Consider the following 17,982-nt stretch of genomic DNA (forward strand, 5'->3'; position numbering starts at 1 on the left):
ATCCGCTCAAAGCCGTACCGCCATGGCCATGACCCTGAACGACAAGCTCGTCGTCGCCATCTCCTCGCGAGCCCTGTTCGATTTCGAGGAGGAAAATCGCCTCTTCGAGGACAGCGACCCGGCGAGCTATCTGCGCCTGCAGCGCGAGCGGCTGGACGTGCCTGCCGCACCCGGCGTGGCCTTCTCGCTGGTCAAGAAGCTGCTGGCCTTCAACACCGAGGGACAGCAGCATGTGGAGGTGGTGCTGCTCTCGCGCAACGACCCCGTCAGCGGCATGCGCGTCTTCCGCTCGGCCAAGGCCCACGGCCTGCACTCCATACAGCGCGGCGTATTCACCCAGGGGCGCGACCCCTTCGGCTATCTGCGTCCGCTGGGAGCCCAGCTGTTTCTGTCGGCGAATGCCGATGACGTGACGCAGGCACTGCAGCTGGGCTACCCGGCCGCCCATGTGTTCACCGACTCCATGCGTGCCAGCAGCAGCCATCCGCGCGAGGTGCGCATCGCTTTCGACGGAGATGCCGTGCTGTTCTCCGACGAGGCCGAACGCATCTTCCAGGCCCAGGGCCTGGAGGCATTCCAGCAGCATGAGCTCGAAAAAGCCGCCCAGCCGCTGCCCGAAGGCCCGTTCAAGCCCCTGCTGGCCGCCCTGCACCGGCTGCAGCAGGCCGATGTGGCCGGCATGCGCGTGCGCACGGCCTTGGTCACGGCGCGCAGCGCCCCGGCCCATGAGCGCGCGCTCAATACGCTGATGGACTGGAAGATCGATGTCGATGAGGCCATGTTCCTCGGCGGACTGGCCAAGGGCGGTTTTCTGCGCGAGTTCGAGCCCGACTTCTTCTTCGACGACCAGACCGGCCATGTGCGCAATGCGGCCGGACATGTTCCCTCGGGCCATGTGCGCAGCGGCATTGCCCATGACAAGGCAGCGCTGCCTACGTAAAGCTTGGCAAAGTCCGGCAAGCGAATGCAAAACTTTGAAAGTGCGGCGGGCCGGAGCTTGAGAATGCCGTCATGGCCCTCATCTATATCGCTATGTCAAAAGCCAAGAACCACCCCATCGTCGCGCGCAGCAGCTCGGTCATGAAGACCGCCATGGGCGTGCTGCTGACCAGCGCCGTGCTGCTGCTGCCCACGGTGCGCGCCGAGGAAACCGCCGGCGACAAGATGGGGGAAAGACAGGGAACCCAGCTCTCCAAGGGCGAGATCAAGGCCCAGCAGCAATTCAAGATGCTGGACTTCAATCAGGATGGCAAGCTCAGTCGCAAGGAAGTGGCCATCATCCCCAAGCTGGCCGCCGCCTTTGACGAAACCGACACCAACAAGGACGGCTTCGTCACCTATGAGGAAGTGCGCGCCTTTGCCGTCAAATACCGGGCAGCGCGTGAAAAGGCCAAGGCCGCCGAAGCCGTGGCGGCTGCGCCGGCCAAGGACGACACTCACAAATCAGAAGCAGATAGCGCTGACCCTGAAAGCAAATAAGGTATAAAGATAGCTGAATCGCTTTAATATCAAGCGTAATAAGCTATCAAAATCAAAGCAATCGCCTTACTTGGCGTTGCCGCTGCGCTTGACCCTGGGCTCGGAATAAGTCAGCGGCTCATTGCGCGCCGTCTGCTTGTTCTGCAGCAGATCCTCCGACTTGCTGGTTTCCTGCGCCTGCTCCACCGCCTGGGCGCTGGCGCGCCACATGGACTGGATGAACTCGATCAGTTGCTTGGAGATGGGTTCCTTGGGCGGCTCCTCGACCTCTTCCTTTTGCTTGACCTCCTCGGCCAGCGTCCAGTCGCGGTTCTCGGTATCGGGAGCCGAGGGCTTCTCGGGTTCGCGCACCGTGCGGCCCTCGCCGATCTTGTCAACCGACTCTGGGGCATTCACCGCATTCACGGGACGCACCGGTGCGGCGCCAGAGGCGCCTGTGGAATACAAATCAGCCCCCTGGGTACGCCAGGGCGTCTGTGTCCGGTCTAGAGGTGGAATTTGCATGGCTTGGCCCTCGGCAGTAAAAAGGTGCAGGCGGAAAATCAGCTATCTCGCCCTGTTATCGGCCACGCTTGAGAAAACTGTAGGATTATTTTCAATCCTGTTTTGATAGCTATTAGCCTATATATATCAAGCGTCACCCTGCAATTTGATACAAAAAAAGGGCCTCGCAATTATGCGAGGCCCTTGAGATCGTTGCGCTGCGCGGCTTACAGAAAGCGCTCCAGCAGCTTGCGCGAATGCCGGTCCAGCTTGCTGCTGTCGGGAATCCGGTATTGCACGCCATCCTGGCCCGTGATCTGCAGTCGGGTGCGCCCGGCCAGCTTGCGGATGTCTTCCTCGGCCTTGAGCACCATCTGCGTAGCACCGCGATCCGTCTGCAGATCCCAGGTACTGGGAGTGGAAAAACTGGAGACTTTGAGGATGCGCTCGATGGTCGGCACAAACTCCCGCACCGCCAGGTCCTGCTCGATCAGCTGGCGATGCTCGGGCTGCAGGTCTGCCATGCGAGCCACCCACAACGCTTCCTTGCCATCGGCGGCGATCAGCGATAGCCCTTCGGCAGGCGCCGCGATGGGAAATGCACGCACGGGAACGACCGCTTCGTAGACCAGGCCGTTGCCCAGCGTCAGCACCAGACGGCCATGGGCGTTGCGCACCAGCTGCATGCCGTTCAGATTGGATTGGGGAGCTTCGATCATTGGGGTTCCTTGGTCTGCAACTTCAGGCCGGCCGCTTGCGCATCCTCTTCGGCACGGCGCGCCTGCGCGTCGTACAGACGGAAGTAATGGCCCTTGAGGTCCATCAGCTCATCGTGCGGGCCCACTTCGACGATCTCGCCACGATCCATGACCACCAGACGGTCGGCCTTGCGCAAGGTGGACAGACGGTGGGCAATGGCGATCGTGGTGCGACCCTGGACCAGATTGTCCAGCGCCTTCTGGATTTCCTTTTCGGTCTCGGTATCCACGGCCGAGGTGGCTTCGTCGAGGATCAGGATGCGCGGATCGATCAGCAGCGCACGCGCGATGGAGATGCGCTGGCGCTCGCCACCCGACAGGCCCTGGCCGCGCTCGCCGACCAGGGAGTCATAGCCGTGAGGCAGGCGCAGGATGAACTCGTGGGCATGGGCGGCACGTGCAGCAGCCACGATTTCCTCGCGCGTGGCGTCGGGCTTGCCGTAGGCGATGTTCTCGGCGATCGTGCCGAAGAACAAAAAGGGCTCTTGCAGCACCAGGCCGATATTGCTGCGGTAGTCGGACACGGACATGCGGCGCACATCCACGCCGTCGAGCTGGATGGAGCCCTCGGAGACGTCGTAGAAACGGCAGATCAGATTGACCAGGGTGCTCTTGCCCGAGCCGCTGTGACCGACCAGGCCGATCATCTCGCCAGGCTTGATCTGCAGGTTCAGATGCTTGATGACGGCACGGCTGCCGTAGCGAAAGCCCACATCCTCCATGGTGATGGCGCCCTTGGCCTTGCCGGGCAGCTTCACGGGGTTGCTGGGCTCGGGCACATTGCTCACATGGTCGAGGATGTCGAAGATGCGCTTGGCACCGGCAGCAGCCTTCTGCGTGACCGAGACAATGCGGCTCATCGAATCCAGGCGGGTATAGAAACGGCCGATATAGGCGATGAATGCGGTCAGCACACCGACCGTGATGGAGCCGCCGGCCACCAGATAGATGCCGAAGCCCCAGACCACCAGAATGCCGACCTCGGTCAGCAGCGTCACCGTGGGAGTGAACAGCGACCAGGTCTTGTTGACCTTGTCGTTGGCCTGCAGATTGATCAGGTTGGCGTCGGCAAAGCGGTCTGCTTCACGCTTTTCCTGGGCGAAGGCCTTGACCACGCGGATACCTGGAATGGTGTCGGCCAGCACATTGGTCACCTCGGACCAGACGCGGTCTATCTTCTCGAAGCCGGTGCGCAGGCGGTCGCGCACGGTATGGATCATCCAGGCGATGAAAGGCAGCGGCACCAGCGTGACCAGCGCCAGCCAGGGGTTGATGGAGAACAAGATGGCCGATGTCATCACGATCATCAGCACATCGGTCGCAAAATCAAGTGCGTTGAGCGACAGAAACAGATTGATGCGATCGGTTTCGGCACCGATACGCGCCATCAGATCTCCCGTGCGCTTGCTGCCGTAGTAATCCACCGACAGGTTCAGCAAATGGTTGTAGGTGGTGGTGCGCAGATTGGAGCCTATGCGCTCGGACACCTTGGCCAGCACGAAAGTACGTCCCCAGCCCAATGCCCAGGCCAGCAGCGCCGACAGCAGCAGCATGCCCAGATAGAAGAAGACGAGATCCCGGTCGATTTTTTCACCGTTCTGGAACGGGATCAGGATCTTGTCCATCAGCGGGATGGTCAGATAAGGTGCCACCAACTGGGCCGCCGTGGTGGCCAGGGTCAGCAAGAAGCCCAGCAGCAGCTGGCCCTGATAGGGCTTGGCAAAACGCCACAGGCGCAGCAGCACCCAGGTGGAGGTCTGGGGCGCCTGCTGGCGTGCGCAGGCAGGGCATTCTTCGGTATCGGGCGGCAGCACCGAGTGGCAGACCGGGCAATGCGCCACATCCTCTTCGCTGACCGCGCTGTAGACCTCCTGACGGGCAATACGCTCGCGCTGGCGGTCGAACTGCTGCATCAGCTGCAGCATGGCAGTCTGGTGCTTCAGGGTGATGAGCCAGTGCGCCAGACGCTCGCGAGGGTCATGCAGCTCCAGATTGCCCACACCGCCATGATCCTGCAGACGCAGGCTTTGATCTACCGCCAGGGCCCATTCACGCCACTGCTGGGTCTTGGGATCGCAGGCCAGCAGACGCTCCTGCGTCAGGGCCAGCAGGCCGCTGCCGAACTGCAAATCCGCACTCAGGTCAACCGGGACGACGGCTAATACGTTTTCATGTTCAGCGAGTCTTGCTCGCAGCTCGCCCCCCAGGGGGCCGGCGAAGACTGCCGAGGCGTCCACAGTATGGTGATGTTGCATGTTGAGTTATTTTTCTCCGCCGATGGCGGCTCCAAGAGTCATGCGGGCAACCGTATCGCATGGTGAATATGGCTGCGCCTGACGTCCGATACACCCTGGTTAACGCGCGAACCTGCATTTAGGCTGACAAGCTTCACAATGCAGATTCTGGGCGCACAATGCCAACCTATCAGGGGCAGGAGTTTAAGAAAACCTGCTCTCCTCATTCCTATCCGCTGATCAACATGGCGAAATTCAACGACATCCAACTCTTGCGCACAACTTTCCTGCGTGGCCCCAGTGTCTGGACCTACCGCCCGGTACTGGAGGTCTGGCTGGATCTGGGAGAGCTGGAGGACTATCCGTCCAACAAGATTCCCGGCCTCAACGAGCGCCTGACCAGCTGGCTGCCCGACCTGATCGAGCACACCTGTGGCGTCGGCGAGCGCGGTGGCTTCATCCAGCGCCTGGAAGGCGGCACCTGGATGGGCCATGTGATGGAGCATGTCATCATCGAGCTGCTGAACCTGGCCGGCATGCCCGCCGAGTTCGGTCAGACCCGCGAAATTTCCAGGCGCGGCGTGTACCGCATGGTGTTCCGCTGCCCCGAAGAGGCCGTGGCCCGCGTGGCGCTGGAATACGGGCACAAGCTGCTGATGGCCGCCATCAATGACGAGCCGTTCGACCTCAAGCCCGCCGTGCATGCCATCAAGACGGCCATCAACGACCGCTACCTGGGCCCCTCGACCGGCTGCATCGTCGATGCCGCCAGCGAGCGCCGCATCCCCCACATCCGCCTGAACGACGGCAATCTGGTGCAGCTCGGTTATGGCGCAGCGCAGCGCCGCATCTGGACGGCAGAGTCCGACCAGACCAGCGCCATCGCCGAAGGCATTGCCCAGGACAAGGACTTCACCAAGCGCCTGCTGGCCGCCTGCGGCGTGCCCGTGCCCGAAGGCCAGATCGTGGCATCGCCCGAAGAGGCCTGGGAAGTGGCACAGGACATCGGCTTTCCCGTGACCGTCAAGCCCTCGGACGGCAACCATGCCCGTGGCGTGACCCTGGAGCTGTCCAAGGAAGCGGACATCAAGGCCGCGTTTGCACTGGCGCAGCCCGAAGGCTCGGACGTGATCGTCGAAAAATTCATCGACGGCGTGGAGCACCGCCTGCTGGTTGTAGGCGGCAAGGTGGTGGCGGCGACCAAGGGCGAGACGGTTTCCGTCTATGGCAACGGCAATGCCACGCTGCGCGAGCTGGTGGAAGTGCTGAACCAGGACCCGCGCCGCGGTCCCGAGCAGGAATACCCACTGGACTGGATCAATCTGGAAGCCGGCGCCGTCAAGCTGGAACTCAATCGCCAGCATGTGACGCCCGACAGCGTGATTCCCCAGGGCCAGAGCGTGCTGCTGCAGCGCAACGGCAATATGGCCATCGACTGCCTGGACGACGTGCACCCCGACGTGGCTTACTACGCCGTGCTGGCCGCCAAGATCGTCGGCCTGGACATTGCCGGCATGGACATGATCCTCAAGGATGTCTCCAAGCCCATGCAGGGCCAGGGCGCGATTCTGGAAGTCAACGCCGGCCCCGGCCTGCTGATGCATCTCAAGCCCACCAGCGGCGCGCCGCGCCCCGTGGGTATGGCCATTGCCGACCATCTCTTCCCCCGCGAAGACGGTGCCGGCGCCGGTCGCATCCCCGTGGTCGGCATTGTGGGCACACGCAACAACGCCTTCATCTCGCGCCTGGTCGGCTGGCTGCTGCAGCTGTCGGGCAAGCTGACCGGCGTGGCCAGCGGCGAAGGCATGTTCCTCGCCAATCGCCAGACACAAAAAACCAATACCGCCAACTGGGCCGGCGCCCATCGCCTGCTGACCAACCGTCTGGCCGAAGCCGCCGTCATCCAGACCACGGCCCGCTCCATTCTGGAAGAAGGCCTGGCCTATGACCGCTGCCTGGTCGGCGTGGTCACCGACATGGACGGCTACGAGCAACTGGCCGATCACGATGTGCTGGAGCCCGGCCAGATGCGCCGTGTGATGCGCACCCAGATCGACGTGGTGCTGGACGAAGGTGCGGGCGTGCTCAACGCCGACCTGCCCGAAGTGGCCGATCTGGCCGAGCTGTGCGACGGCGAAGTCATTCTCTACGCCACCGGCGCCGACAATGAATTTGTCGCCGCCCACCGCGCCAACACCGAAGCCCGTCACGAAGGCGGCCGCGCCGTCTTCATCAAGGGCAGCAACGTGGTGCTGGCCACCGGCACCCAGGAACGCGTGCTGGGCACGCTGCAAGCGCTGTCCCTGGCCGGCGGCAAGCGCCCCGACACCAGCGCGCTGCTGGCTGCGATCGCCACCGCCTGGGCCCTGGACATCACGCCCGAGCTGATCGGCGCCGGCATCAAGACCTTTGAATACCAGGCCTGATTGCCTCATAAACGCTTCAACAGATATAGCTGCTGACGCTTATCAGATAAGCGTCAAACCAAGAAATAGCTTGAAATCCAGCTGAAAGAAACACTATGCAGATCACTCGCACCCGAGCCTTGCGCGGCCCCAACCTCTGGACCCGCAGCACCGCCATCGAAGCCATCGTGCACTGCGAAGACAGCGAGCTGCTGTACACGGCCATGCCCGGCTTTGAAGAAAAGCTGCGTGCGCGTTTCCCCACCATCGGTACGCTGCAGCCGCATGGCGCAGACCAGCGCCTGTCGCTGGCCCATGTGCTGGAAGTTGCCGCCCTGTCGCTGCAGGCCCAGGCGGGCTGCCCCGTCACCTTCAGCCGCACCCATGAGACCGTGGAGCAAGGCACCTTCCAGGTGGTGGTCGAGTACACCGAGGAATCCGTGGGCAAGCTGGCCATGGAGCGCGCCGAAGCCCTGATTCAGGCCGCACTGAACGACACGCCCTTCGACGCCGACGCAACGATTGCCGAGCTGCGCGAGCTGGACGAGGACGACCGTATCGGCCCCTCGACCGGCGCCATCGTCGATGCCGCCGTAGCGCGCGGCATTCCCTTCCGTCGCCTGACCACCGGCTCTCTGGTACAGCTGGGCTGGGGCTCTCGCGCCCGCCGTTTTCAGGCCGCCGAACTGGACTCCACCAGCGCCGTGGCCGAATCCATTGCGCAGGACAAGGACCTGACCAAGCGCCTGCTGCATGCAGCCGGCGTGCCCGTGCCCATGGGCCGCCCCGTCACCGACGTGGAAGACGCCTGGGCCGTGGCCCAGGAAGTGGGACTGCCCGTGGTGGTCAAACCCCAGGACGGCAACCAGGGCAAGGGCGTGGTGGTGAACATCACCACCCGCGAAGGTCTGGAAGCCGCTTACAAGACCGCCAGCGAGTTTGGCGACGAGATCCTCGTCGAGCGCTTTTTGCCCGGCCATGACTTCCGCATGCTGGTCGTCGGCGGCCAGCTGGTCGCTGCCGCCCGCCGCGAGCCTCCCCAGGTGCTGGGCGACGGCCAGCACACCATCCGCGAGCTGGTGAACATCGTCAACCAGGACCCGCGCCGCGGCTCCGGCCACGGCACGGCATTGACCAAGGTGCGTCTGGACGATATCGCCATCGCCCGCATTGCCAGCGAAGGCCTGACGCCTGACAGCGTGCCCGCCCAGGGACAGCGCGTGGTGCTGCGCAACAACGCCAATCTGTCCACCGGCGGCAGTGCCACCGATGTGACCGATGATGTGCATCCCGAAATCGCCGCCCGCGCCATCGAGGCCGCACAGACCATCGGCCTGCATATCTGCGGCGTGGACGTGGTCTGCGAAACCATGCTCAAGCCCCTGGAAGAGCAAAGTGGCGGCATTGTCGAAGTCAACGCCGCTCCCGGCCTGCGCATGCACCTGGCGCCCTCCTTCGGCCGCCCCCGCAATGTGGGCGTTCCCATGGTGGACGAGCTGTTCGCGCCCGGCGACGACGGCCGCATCCCCCTGGTCGCCGTCACCGGCACCAATGGCAAGACCACGACCACGCGAGTGATCGCCCATCTGTTCACCTCGCATGGCTGGCGCACCGCCATGACCAATACCGACGGCGTGTACGTCAACGGTCGCCAGATCGACAGCGGCGACTGCTCCGGCCCCAAGAGTGCGCGCAACGCCCTGGCCCACCCCGAGACCGATGCGGCCGTGCTGGAATGCGCACGCGGCGGCATCTTGCGCGAAGGCCTGGGCTTTGACCGCTGTCAGGTCGCCGTGGTCACCAACGTGGGCGAAGGCGACCACCTGGGTCTGAACTTCATCACCACCAAGGAAGATGTCGGCGTTCTCAAGCGCGTCATCGTGCAGAACGTGGCGCCCACCGGCTATGCCGTGCTCAACGCCGCCGACCCGCTGGTCGCGGCCATGGCCCATGTCTGCCCCGGCAAGGTCATCTTCTTCGCCGCCGACCGCCACCACCCCGTCATGGCCACGCACCGTGCCCAGGGCAGCCGCGTGGTCTATGTCGATGGCGACGCCATCGTGGCCGCGGAAGGATCCTGGCGCGAGAGCATCGCGCTGCGCGACATTCCGCTGACCCGTAACGGCACCATCACCTTCCAGGTGGAAAACGTCATGGCATCCATCGGTGCCGCCTGGGCCGCAGGCCTGCCCTGGCAGACCATCCGCCGCGGTCTGGCCGGCTTCCTCAACGACAGCGACAACGCCCCTGCCCGCTTCAATGTGATGGATTACAAGGGCGCCACCATCATTGCCGACTACGGCCACAACCCGGACGCCATTCGCGCGCTGTCCCAGGCCGTGGAAGCCATGCCTGCCAAGCGCCGCAGCGTGGTGATCTCGGGCGCCGGTGACCGCCGCGACCAGGACATCACCGAACAGACCCAGATTCTGGGCAAGGTGTTCGACGAAGTGGTGCTCTATCAGGACGCCTGCCAGCGTGGCCGCGTGGATGGCGAAGTGCTGGCCCTGCTGAAAAAGGGCCTGGAAGGCGCGCCGCGCACCAGCTACAGCACCGAGATCCATGGCGAGTTTCTCGCCATCGACCACGCACTGGAGCGCCTGCAGCCCGGCGACCTGTGCCTGGTGCTGGTGGACCAGGTGGAAGAAGCTCTGGAGCACCTGCGCAAACACGTTGCAGGGCAGTAACCCCATAACAGCCCCCCTGAGGCGCTGACGCGCCTTCCCCCTCACGAGGGGGACGACAGGCTCGCTGGGGCAGCCCTCGCTGGGGCAGCCCTCGCTGCGAGGCGGCGGGGCCGCCCAAGCGCTTGCTGTCTCTCACATAGGGCGTGACAGTTTTTCGGACCCGGCCTTGTGCCGGGTTTTGTCTTTGAAGTCACAGCACTTTGCACCTGCAGCAGGGCTTGAGCGGCGGTTTTCACGCATGGTCTGAGACGGCAGACGACGTATGATGCGCACGCATATCAGCACCGCCCGACTCATGACCTTGCAACCGCTTCGCCGCATTGCCACCTGCCTGCTGGGCCGGTGCGTGATGGCATGGCTGGCACTGTCCATGGGGGTCGCGGCTGCCGCGCCGCTGATTCAGTCTCAGGGGTTTGAGCTGATCTGCACCAGCACCGGCGCGGTCAAGCTGATCGTCAAGGGCGAAGACGGCGGCAGCGTTCTGGGCGCGGGTCACCTCGACTGCCCCATGTGCCTGCCCCATGCCGCCCCCCCTCCGCCCGCGCTGCAGCTGCCGCCCCCTACCGAGTCACCGCTGTGGCATGCGCTGCAGCCCGTGGAGCGGGCGCGCATCGCCGCCATCACCGCCGCACCTCTGCCTGCGCGCGGGCCGCCTCCCGCTTACCTCTGAAGCATTTCGGGCTCTAGCGCAGTTCTGATCTGCGCTGGCCGCTATCAGATTCATAGGGACAACCACGTCCCAAGGTAAGCATTCATGAAACAGATTTTTCTGCCACTGGTGGTCAGTGGTATCGCATGGCCGTGCCTGGCCCAGACTTCAACCGACTCCACGGACCTGCCTGAGCGCTCCAAGACCCTGGGCGTGGTCACCGTCAACGGCGGCCAGCCCAGCTCGCTGCCCACGCAGATTCCAACCACCATCGAAGGCATCACGCGCGAGGAGATCGAGACCCGCATCAATGCCACCGACAGCGAGGACGCGCTCAAATATCTGCCCAGCCTGCTGGTGCGCAAGCGCTATATAGGCGACTACAACCACGCCATCCTCTCCACGCGGGCTTCGGGCACGGGCAATAGCGCGCGCTCGGCGGTCTATGCCGACGGCATTCTGCTGTCCAACTATCTGGGCAATGGCATTGCCAACGGCAGCAACTATGCGCCGCGCTGGGGCCTGGTGACGCCCGAGGAGATCGAGCGTGTCGATGTCATGTACGGCCCGTTCTCGGCCGCCTACCCGGGCAACTCCGCCGGTGCCGTGGTGGACTATGTGACGCGCATGCCCGACAAGCTCGAAGCCCATGTGGCGGCCGGCTATGCCCGCCAGAGCGCCGACGTGCTGGGCAGCAGCGGCCATTACCGCAGCTGGAATACCAGCGCATCCATCGGCAGCAGAAGCGGGGACTGGTCGTACTGGATCAACCTGAGCCGCAGCGACAGCCAGGGCCAGCCCATGACCTTCCCCACCGTGCTGCAGTCCGCCGGCGTGGCAGGCGGTGCCGGCACGCCCGTGACCGGTGCGATTGCCGGACTCAACACCACCAATCAGCCCTGGTACATCCTGGGCGCGGGCACGCAGTACCGCACCAGGCAGGATCACGCCAAGATCAAGCTGGCCTACGACATCACGCCCACGCTGCGCGCCAGCTACACGCTGGGCTGGTGGCAGAACAGCGCCAGAGGCAGCTCCGAGACCTATCTGCGCGGGCCGGACGGCCAGCCGGTCTACAGCGGCAACATCAATATCGACGGCAAGACCTACAAGCTGGCCGACACCGCATTTGGCCTGAGCCAGGACCAGCAGACCCACACCATGCATGGCGTCTCGCTCAAAAGCCATACGCAGGGCGAGTTTGACTGGGAGCTCAGCGCCAGCCTGTATGACTACGGCAAGGATCAGCAGCGCGTGCCCACCGTAGCCCAGCCGGCTGCCAATCTGGGCGGCAAGGGCACGCTGCAGGATCAGGACGGCACGGGCTGGAACACGCTGGCCGCCAAGGGCACATGGCGACAGAACGACATACCGGGCCTGCAGGGCACACATATCGTTGACTTCGGCTTGGGCCGCGATGCCTACAAGCTCAACATCAGCAAATACAACGTGGTTGGCGACTGGCAGTCCGGCCCGGCCAACGAGCAGTCGATCGTCAGCCAGGTCGGCGGCAGGGCCGAGACCCGCTATGCCTGGGCACAGGACAGCTGGCAGCTGGCCAAGGACTGGAAGGCCGTGCTGGGCCTGCGCTGGGAGGACTGGACGGCCAGCCAGGGCCATACCGCCACGACCAGCAGCCAGCTGAGTTACGCCCAGCGCAGCGAATCGCATTTCTCGCCCAAGGCCGCGCTGGCTTATCAGTTGGCCCGCAGCACCACGCTCAAGGCCTCGCTGGGCCGCTCCGTGCGCTTTCCCACGGTGGGCGAGCTTTATAGCGCGACCTCTGGCGGGGCGCTGTCCTTCATCAACGACCCGAATCTGAAACCCGAAAAGTCCTGGACGGGCGAGCTGACGGCCGAGCAGGATCTGGGCAATGGCCTGCTACGCGCCACCTGGTTCCATGAACGCACGCGCGATGCGCTCTACAGCCAGTTGATTCCCGGCACCACCATCTCTGCGGTGCAGAACGTGGATCAGGTCCGTACCTCGGGGCTGGAGCTGGCTTACTCGGCGCAGTCGGTGTGGATTCGCGGGCTGGACCTGGGCGGCAGCCTGACCTGGGCCAACTCGCGCATCACGGCCAATGCCGCCAACCCGGCCAGCGTCGGCAAATGGCAGCCCCGCGTGCCACGCTGGCGTGCCACGGCCTGGGCCACCTACAAGCCCGATGAACGCTGGGCCCTGACGGTGGCGGCGCGCTACAGCGGGCGCCAGTACTCGAATCTGGACAACAGCGATGTCCATGCCGACACCTATATGGGTGCCAGCCAGTATTTCAGCGTCGATCTGCGGGCCCGTTATCAGATCGACAGACAGCTGTCGGCCGCCTTTGGCATAGACAACGCCAACAATGCCAGGTACTGGAACTTCCATCCCTATCCGCAGAGAACCTTTAGCGCCTCCCTGCGCTGGGATCTTTAGACGCCGGCGGCTCTAGGCCAGCCTGGCCACCAGACCATGGGTCTTGCGCATCCTGAAAGTGCCCAGACACGCCAGCAGCGCCAGGGCCAGGCCCAGCACGCAGGCACCTTGCCAGCCGTCGATGCGCCAGGCGAGAGTTCCCAGGGCCGAGCCCGCCGCCGCGCCCGTGAAATAGCCCGTCATATAGACGGCATTCATGCGGCCGCGCGCTGCGGGCAGCAACTGGGCCACCGTGGCCTGGTTGGTGATGTTCAGGCATTGCAGTCCCAGATCGATCACCACCATGCCCAGCACAAACCAGCCCAGATGCGCTCCGCCCACCCACAGCAGGGGCCAGGACAGCAGCAGGGCCAGTGCCCCGATGGCACAGCTCACGCGGCCAAGACCCTTGTCCACCAGCCGCCCCGCCTGAGTGGCCACCAGGGCTCCCGCCGCGCCGGCCAGACCGATCAGGCCGATCTGCCCGTCATCCAGGCCCAGAGGGCCGCTGGACAACTGCAGCGCCATGGTCGAGAACAGCACGCTGACCGAGGCGAACGCCAGCGCGCTGACCAGGGTGCGCTGGCGCAGACCCGGCTGGCTGCGCAGCAGATGCCACATGCTTCTGAGCACCTGTGGATAACTGACAGGACTGGGATTGCGCGATGCCGGCAGCGCCTTCCACAGCCACAGCGCCACCACGGCCATCACCAGCGCAGCGCCCTGGTAGACGGCTTGCCAGCCCCATGCCTCCGAGACCATGCCGGCCACGCTGCGCGCCAGCAGGATGCCCAGCAGCAGACCGCTCATCACCCAGCCCACGGCCCGCCCGCTTTGCCCCGGCTGGGCCAGGGCCGCAGCCATGGGCACCAGCACCTGGGCCGCAACCGAGAACAGACCTGCCATCAGCGTGCCCAGCAGAAACAGATCGAACTGGCCCGCCAGGCCGCACAGCGCCTGCCCCAGGGCTGCCAGCAGCATCAGGCTCACGGCCAGGCCACGGCGCTGCAGCTTGTCGCCTAGCGGCGCCAGCAGCAAAAGGCCTGCCGCATAGGCCACCTGGGCCAGCGTCACGCTGATTGCGGCCGCTGATTCGCTGACCGAGAAATGAGAGGCAATCGAGTGCAGCAGCGGCTGGTTGAAATAATTGCCGCCCGCACACAGTCCACAGGCCAGTGCCATCAACAACAGGGAGGAAGCGCTCAGACCGGGCGCGGAAACGTTCACCGACATAGATAACAGCCACATCCGGCGGATGCGGCACTTGCATGGAGCCACCGCCCGAGGGCCGTCGCAGATCAAAGAGGGAGTTAGGAAGTCCGGCATGCGCTGTGTCATGCCTGTGGCAGCGTCTCAACTGCCGGCGCCCGCCAGCAGGCCGGGGCAAACCGTGATGCAATACAGAAAGCTCTGCAGCAGCCGGTATTGTCCTAAGGCCGGCTGCCAATCCCTTGCCCGGGGCACAATGCCCTGTCAAAAGACAAGGGTTAACCCGTAACTCACTGTATGCGCACCACCATGAAATTGCTCTCCGCCGCTCTGGCCGTTGCGGCCGCCACCGTAGGAACTATGGCCTTTGTCGGCATGAGCCATGCCGAGCAGATCGGTGCCGTGGACACCGTCTTCAAGTGGATTGGCCCGGATCACAAGATCGTGGTCGATGCCTATGACGACCCCAAGGTGCCGGGCGTGACCTGCTATGTCTCGCGTGCCAAGACCGGCGGCATCAAGGGCGGCCTGGGCCTGGCCGAGGATCGCTCGGAAGCGTCTATCGCCTGCCAGGCCACGGGCAATATCCAGTTCCCCGCGCCGCTCAGGCAACAGGAAGAAGTGTTTACCGAGCGCACCTCGCTGCTTTTCAAGCGCCTGCGTGTGGTGCGCATGGTGGATGCCAAGCGCAACGCCCTGATCTATATGACCTACTCGGACCGGGTGATCGAGGGCTCGCCCCAGAACAGCGTCACCGCCGTGGCCGTGCCGCAGGCAACGACGATTCCGCTGAAGTGAAACCAGAGCAGGCTGCGATTGTGCAGCCTGCGTTGGAGGCAGCTTTAGCCCAAAGCCAAGCCTCGCGACCTACTGACTGAAAGTCAGACCGCCGGCGTCCAGCGCCGGCGGACGCAGCAAATCCTCGTTCACGCCCATGGCCTGGCTGGCACGCTCCACGGCCTGCCAGAGTCCGGCAGGCATCTGCAAAATGGCCTCGGGGGACTGCGCATCGTCGATCCAGTGGCTGATCTGCAGATGCTGTTCATGAGTGAGCAGGTCCAGGTGCAGCATTTCATCGATGGTTTTCATGGTGTTCCTCCCTGCTTGTGGAAGCCGGCGCTGTGCAACCCGCGCCCGACTTGTCTATCCAATATAGGGGCAAAAACCGCCGCCGCAAGCAAAATTATTGTCAAGAAAACCATAGCTGCCTGCGACTGTCATTCACGCACTACAGCATGTTTGGCGCTTGGGCTGCGGACGGCTCGAGCGGCGACTGCTCGCCGGCCTTGCAGGCATCGACAAAGGCCTGCAGCGCGGGCGAGCGGCGCTTTCCGGCGCGCTGCACCAGAGAGAAGTTGCGCCACATGCGCGGCAGGGTGGTGGGCAGAATCTCCAGCGCCCGGGCCTGCAGCTGTGACTGCACCAGCACGCGCGACAGACAGCTGATGCCCAGCCCCTGCTCGACACAACGTGCAATCGCCTCGGAGCTGCCCAGCGTGGCAGCCGCAGGCAGCTGGTGCAGATGCGGCAGCAGCGCATGCTCGACCATCTCGCGCGTGCCCGATCCCGCCTCGCGCAGCAGCCATGCCGCCTTGCGCAGCGCTGACACGCCCAGCGGCTTGTTGCGCGCCAGCTCAGCCAGCGGGTCCTGCGGCGATGCCACGATGACCAGTTCATCGCGCAGCCAGGGCTCGACCTCCAGCCCCTGCCAGTGGCTGCTGCCCTCGATCAGGCCCATGTCGACCTCCATGGCCAGCACGGCTTCGCCCACTTCCTGGGTGTTGGCGATCTGCAGGTCCACGCGCACCAGCGGATGCGAGCGTGCCAGCCGCGCCAGCACTTCGGGCAGCGCATAGGTGCCGATGGTGGTACTGGCCGCCACGCGCAGGCGCACCGGCATATTGGCCGCACGCGCGGAAAACGTCTGCTCTATGCCTCTTGCCTGCTCCAGCACGCTCAGGGCCTGGGGCAGCAACGCGCGGCCGGCATCGTTGAGCACCAGACGCTTGCCCACGCGCTCGAACAGCTGCACGCCCAGACCTTGCTCCAGCTGCTGCAGCGCGGCACTCGTGGCGGACTGCGAAAGCGCTACGGCCTCTGCGGCAGCCACCGTGGTCCCGCTCTGGGCCACGGCGCAGAAGATCTCGAACTGACGCAAGGTAAGGTGCAGCATGACGATGATTCGTATATTCGTATCGATGACAACAGGCTCGCCAGCAGCCCCTGCCTGCCCACAGAAAACGGGCAGCCCGGCCTCGCCAGCACCGGCTCATCCAGTCAATGATTGACTCGAATCGCAGGAGCCAGAAAGCCCAATCTACCTGTTTTATAGGTTGATCTTACAAAAACTATTAGTTATACAAATATAACCAAGAAATCTAAAGTGACCTCCATGCCGGCAATCAGACCTGTTGTCTTGCCTGCTGCGAAAGGTCACGATGAACACTACAACACTGAAAAACTCCGCACCCTCGCAAGGCTGGATGCACAAAACCGGCGGGGTGATTGCCGGCCTGCTGCTGGCAGGCGCCATCGCTGCCGTGGCCACCTGGGCCGCGCAGTTTCCGGCCATCAAGAACAACGGCCTGAGCGCGCTGACGCTGGCCATCATCATCGGTCTGCTGGTTGGCAACACCGTCTACCCGGCCATTGCCAGCCAGTGCGCCAGCGGCATCGCCTTCACCAAGGCCCGCCTGCTGCGTACCGGCATCGTGCTCTACGGTCTGCGCCTGACCTTCCAGGACATCGGCCAGGTCGGCATGGCCGGCGTGGTGATCGATGCGCTGGTGCTGTCCAGCACCTTTTTGCTGGCGCAGTGGATAGGCCAGAAGCTGCTGGGCATGGACAAGCGCACCACCATGCTGGTGGGGGCCGGCGCCTCCATCTGCGGCGCCGCCGCCGTGCTGGCCACCGAACCCGTGGTCAAGGGCCGCGCAGAGGACGTGGCCGTGGCAGTGGCCACCGTGGTGGTGTTCGGCACCATCGGCACCTTTCTCTACCCGGCGCTGTTCCACTGGAATGCCGAGTACGGCTGGATAGACACCAGCATGCAGCAGTACGGCGTTTTCGTTGGCTCCACCGTGCATGAGGTGGCCCAGGTCGTGGCCGCCGGCGAAGCCATCGGCAGCCAGGCCGCCGATACGGCCGTGATCGCCAAGATGGTGCGCGTGATGATGCTGGCGCCCTTCCTGCTGGTGCTGTCCATGTGGCTGACACGCAGCGAACGGGCCCTGGGTGTGAACAACGGCCAGCCCGCCAACCGGATCACCATTCCCTGGTTTGCCGTGGGCTTCGTGGCCATGGCCGGCGTCAACTCCCTGGGCGTGCTGCCCAAGGAAGTGGTCAGCGTCGGCATTCAGCTCGACAACGCGCTGCTGGCCCTGGCCATGGCCGCCCTGGGCCTGACCACCCATATCCGCGCCGTGCGCGCTGCCGGCACCAGGCCGCTGATTCTGGCCCTGGCTCTGTTTGCCTGGCTGCTGGTCGCCGGCCTGGTACTGAATCTCTGGATTCCAACACTTTTTTGATAGCAGCTAGCGCCTTACTGGATTAGAACTAGAACATCTACAGGTCTGAAACCCTTTGAAAGAGAGCGCTTTGCGCTCTCTTTTTTTATGCCGCTTACAAACAAGGGAATACCCTATACATCAATACAGAATCAATTAGTTTGAATTGCAA

Annotated in this window: 14 protein-coding genes; 8 read left to right on the top strand and 6 right to left on the bottom strand. The window is 64.1% G+C overall.

Annotated features, from left to right (window positions below; genetic code table 11):
* The first annotated feature begins 22 nt into the window (after positions 1–22).
* Positions 23–940: a 5'-nucleotidase gene (locus CTATCC11996_RS06395; RefSeq protein ID WP_003074223.1), complete on the top strand. Its 918-nt coding sequence runs from the start codon at positions 23–25 to the stop codon at positions 938–940.
* A gap of 71 nt (positions 941–1,011) precedes the next feature.
* Positions 1,012–1,479 carry an EF-hand domain-containing protein gene (locus CTATCC11996_RS06400; RefSeq protein ID WP_003074225.1) on the top strand — a complete coding sequence of 156 codons (468 nt, stop codon included), beginning with the start codon at positions 1,012–1,014 and terminating at the stop codon, positions 1,477–1,479.
* A gap of 66 nt (positions 1,480–1,545) precedes the next feature.
* On the opposite strand, the gene CTATCC11996_RS06405 is transcribed toward CTATCC11996_RS06400, so the two are convergent.
* From CTATCC11996_RS06405 to CTATCC11996_RS06415, 3 genes are all read right to left on the bottom strand, one after another.
* Entirely contained in the window at positions 1,546–1,983 is a 438-nt protein-coding gene (locus CTATCC11996_RS06405; protein ID WP_003058834.1) for a hypothetical protein, read from the bottom strand.
* 206 nt (positions 1,984–2,189) lie between these two features.
* Positions 2,190–2,681 carry a cyanophycin metabolism-associated DUF1854 family protein gene (locus CTATCC11996_RS06410; protein WP_003074229.1) on the bottom strand — a complete coding sequence of 164 codons (492 nt, stop codon included), beginning with the start codon at positions 2,679–2,681 and terminating at the stop codon, positions 2,190–2,192.
* Positions 2,678–4,975 (bottom strand): cyanophycin metabolism-associated ABC transporter, encoded by a 2,298-nt coding sequence (locus CTATCC11996_RS06415; RefSeq protein WP_034348289.1) that lies wholly within the window; start codon positions 4,973–4,975, stop codon positions 2,678–2,680. The genes CTATCC11996_RS06410 and CTATCC11996_RS06415 overlap by 4 nt, the downstream gene beginning before the upstream one ends.
* Before the next feature lie 224 nt (positions 4,976–5,199).
* Here CTATCC11996_RS06415 and CTATCC11996_RS06420 point away from each other — a divergent pair, with 224 nt between their 5' ends.
* The 4 genes from CTATCC11996_RS06420 to CTATCC11996_RS06435 all read left to right on the top strand — a co-directional run bounded on the left by CTATCC11996_RS06420 (position 5,200) and on the right by CTATCC11996_RS06435 (position 13,116).
* Positions 5,200–7,380, top strand: coding sequence for a cyanophycin synthetase (locus tag CTATCC11996_RS06420; RefSeq protein WP_003074234.1), 2,181 nt, complete (start codon positions 5,200–5,202; stop codon positions 7,378–7,380).
* Between the two features lie 95 nt (positions 7,381–7,475).
* Positions 7,476–10,046: a cyanophycin synthetase gene (cphA, locus tag CTATCC11996_RS06425; RefSeq protein WP_003074236.1), complete on the top strand. Its 2,571-nt coding sequence runs from the start codon at positions 7,476–7,478 to the stop codon at positions 10,044–10,046.
* Positions 10,047–10,341: 295 nt separating this feature from the next.
* Positions 10,342–10,716, top strand: a complete 375-nt coding sequence (locus CTATCC11996_RS06430) for a DUF2946 family protein (protein WP_034348315.1) — start codon at positions 10,342–10,344, stop codon at positions 10,714–10,716.
* Positions 10,717–10,800: 84 nt separating this feature from the next.
* A complete protein-coding gene (locus CTATCC11996_RS06435; RefSeq protein WP_003074239.1) occupies positions 10,801–13,116 on the top strand; it encodes a TonB-dependent receptor in 2,316 nt (771 codons plus the stop codon).
* A 12-nt stretch (positions 13,117–13,128) separates the two neighbouring features.
* On the opposite strand, the gene CTATCC11996_RS06440 is transcribed toward CTATCC11996_RS06435, so the two are convergent.
* Positions 13,129–14,328, bottom strand: a complete 1,200-nt coding sequence (locus CTATCC11996_RS06440; protein ID WP_003074241.1) for an MFS transporter — start codon at positions 14,326–14,328, stop codon at positions 13,129–13,131.
* 273 nt (positions 14,329–14,601) lie between these two features.
* Here CTATCC11996_RS06440 and CTATCC11996_RS06445 point away from each other — a divergent pair, with 273 nt between their 5' ends.
* Positions 14,602–15,102, top strand: a complete 501-nt coding sequence (locus CTATCC11996_RS06445; RefSeq protein ID WP_003058846.1) for a CreA family protein — start codon at positions 14,602–14,604, stop codon at positions 15,100–15,102.
* 69 nt (positions 15,103–15,171) lie between these two features.
* Here the strand turns inward: CTATCC11996_RS06445 and CTATCC11996_RS06450 are convergent, their stop codons facing one another.
* Both CTATCC11996_RS06450 and CTATCC11996_RS06455 read right to left on the bottom strand, forming a co-directional pair.
* On the bottom strand, positions 15,172–15,393 hold the full coding sequence (locus CTATCC11996_RS06450) for a hypothetical protein (RefSeq protein ID WP_003058848.1): 222 nt from the start codon (positions 15,391–15,393) through the stop codon (positions 15,172–15,174).
* A gap of 139 nt (positions 15,394–15,532) precedes the next feature.
* The gene (locus CTATCC11996_RS06455; RefSeq protein ID WP_003074243.1) at positions 15,533–16,477 is read right to left on the bottom strand and encodes a LysR family transcriptional regulator; all 945 of its coding nucleotides are present in this window, start codon (positions 16,475–16,477) and stop codon (positions 15,533–15,535) included.
* A 265-nt stretch (positions 16,478–16,742) separates the two neighbouring features.
* Here CTATCC11996_RS06455 and CTATCC11996_RS06460 point away from each other — a divergent pair, with 265 nt between their 5' ends.
* The gene (locus CTATCC11996_RS06460; protein ID WP_034348290.1) at positions 16,743–17,831 is read left to right on the top strand and encodes a YeiH family protein; all 1,089 of its coding nucleotides are present in this window, start codon (positions 16,743–16,745) and stop codon (positions 17,829–17,831) included.
* Positions 17,832–17,982: the final 151 nt, after the last annotated feature.

The sequence above is a fragment of the Comamonas testosteroni ATCC 11996 genome, assembly GCF_000241525.1.
GTDB lineage: Bacteria > Pseudomonadota > Gammaproteobacteria > Burkholderiales > Burkholderiaceae_C > Comamonas > Comamonas testosteroni.